The following is a 1,909-nucleotide window of genomic DNA, read 5'->3' as shown; positions in this document are numbered from 1 at the left end:
ACTTTAATATGCGGATCACTCGACCTCTTCCTCGYGCARAAATTTGGCGCCCTCTCGTCAGTACAAGTGGGCGTAAAATTTCACGCCATTGCGCTTCTGACATTCCAATTCGAGGTCCTCGATCATCTCGCCTTTTTCCTTGGAGGCCGGGCGTGTGGCGAGAGCTTCCTTCGCTTTTTGGTGACAGGACGACCAAATCGCCTGCCATTCGTCCTCGGCCATTTGGACCATTCCGACAAACGTCGCGCCCYTAACCGCTGCGCACGAGCGGTACACGTTCCGCCAGCTTATGGACGAATCCTTTGCGGGATCTGCGGCTGCGGTCGCCTTCTCCGCCTCGAAGCGGCACTCTCGTTTTATCTGTTCCCATTGGGCAGAACCAAGATTGGGTGTCCTGAAGACACTTCGGATCGGAGGTTTGGCAATGCATCCTGCCAACAGAAAAAAAGCGAATGCCGTAACTCCCTTCTGAAATTGTGGAGACAAAATCGTGCCAGGCTCCGACAAAGCAAACGACGTATCGCCTCTCGAAGCAGACCGCAAACGCCAGCTCGACACGCTCATCGCTCTCTCCGACAAGTTCGGCGACTCGCTCGCCAACGCCTTCGCCAAGAACATAGCCGAAGGAAAGAAACTTAATAACGTTATTAAGTCGATGCGGCAATCCCTTGTGGAGGGCGGGTTGCGGATGGCCCTGGCGCCGCTGCAGCTCGGTCTGAGCCAGTCCCTGACCAACGGAATGAGAGACGGCACGAAGGACCAGCCGTTGATCGACGGCGGCGGATTGGGACAGATGCTGAGCGGGGTGCTCGGGCCTCTGTTCAAGGGGCTTACGTCAGGGCTCGGCTCGCTTCTCGGCTTTGCGCAGGGCGGGGTGTTTTCCCGCGGCATGGTGATGCCGTTCGCGCAGGGCGGGGTGGTCGGCGCGCCGACCTATTTTCCGCTCGGGCGCGGGCTCGGCGTCATGGGTGAGCGGGGCGCGGAAGCAGTGATGCCGCTGGCGCGCGGGTCCGATGGGCGGCTGGGCGTCCGCTCCGGCGGTGGAGGCGGCCGGCCGCTCGCGGTGACGGTCAATGTCACGACGCCCGATGCGGACAGCTTCCGCCGTTCGGAGGCGCAGGTTTCGGCGGCGCTCGCCCGCGCGGTGGCGCGCGGACAGCGCGGAATGTGACGCACGTCGCCTAGGATCCCTGCCTGTCAAGCATCGCGGCGAGTTCGTCCTTGATGGCGACGCGGCGGCGCTTCAACTCTTCCTCCACGTCCTCCGTGGTCGGCTCCACACGGGTTTCGATCCGGTGGATGGTGCGATTGAGTTCGACGTACTCGTCGTAGCGCCGGGCGAAATGGGCGTTGCTCGTCTTCAGGGCATGAATCGCGTCTGCGCGGCCCGGAAAATCGTCGGCGAGTTCGTTGCTGCTCATCGTCGTGCTTCCTTTCGTAACTGGTCCCGCGTTGGTGACCGGCCCCGGCGGTCCAACGCCCGGCCGGTGGTTTCCGTTTCAAATCAAATCAGGGTCCGTCACATGGCGTCCGACTTTCACGAGGTCCGGTTTCCGCTCGATATCAGCCTCGGCAGCCGCGGCGGGCCGGTGCGTCGCACCGACATCGTCACCCTGGCGTCGGGGCGGGAACACCGCAACAGCCGCTGGGCGAATTCGCGCCGTCGCTACGATGCCGGCCTCGGCGTGCGCAGCGTCGATGCGCTGCACGCGGTCATCGCCTTTTTCGAGGAGCGCCGTGGTCGGTTGATCGGCTTTCGCTTCCGCGACAGAACCGATTGGCGGTCGGGCCCACCCTCCATGGAACCGACGCCCCTCGACCAGCGCATCGGCACCGGTGACGGCGCGACGACGACGTTCGCCCTGATCAAGAATTACGGCGCATCCTACGCGCCGTATCAGCGCCCGAT

The 1,909-nt window shown here is 63.1% G+C and carries 3 protein-coding genes; 2 read left to right on the top strand and 1 reads right to left on the bottom strand.

Annotated features, from left to right (window positions below):
- Positions 1-490: 490 nt before the first annotated feature.
- Positions 491-1,171 carry a phage tail tape measure protein gene (locus tag AC1DT3_RS19500; protein ID WP_477466869.1) on the top strand — a complete coding sequence of 227 codons (681 nt, stop codon included), beginning with the start codon at positions 491-493 and terminating at the stop codon, positions 1,169-1,171.
- Positions 1,172-1,181: 10 nt separating this feature from the next.
- Here the strand turns inward: AC1DT3_RS19500 and AC1DT3_RS19495 are convergent, their stop codons facing one another.
- A complete protein-coding gene (locus tag AC1DT3_RS19495) occupies positions 1,182-1,421 on the bottom strand; it encodes an HP1242/YdcH family protein (RefSeq protein WP_477466868.1) in 240 nt (79 codons plus the stop codon).
- Positions 1,422-1,523: 102 nt separating this feature from the next.
- Between AC1DT3_RS19495 and AC1DT3_RS19490 the strand changes: the two genes are divergently transcribed.
- Positions 1,524-1,909 (top strand): phage distal tail protein, Rcc01695 family (locus AC1DT3_RS19490; RefSeq protein ID WP_477466867.1); only part of this gene is annotated, 386 nt, incomplete at its 3' end.

This window comes from Microvirga sp. P4_G7 (assembly GCF_056401005.1).
This window is presented reverse-complemented; position numbering and strand designations above follow the sequence as displayed.

Bases quoted from the DNA above. Each gene is read 5' to 3' on its own strand.
- AC1DT3_RS19495 (WP_477466868.1), bottom strand. From the start codon at position 1,421: ATGAGCAGCAACGAACTCGCCGACGATTTTCCGGGCCGCGCAGACGCG.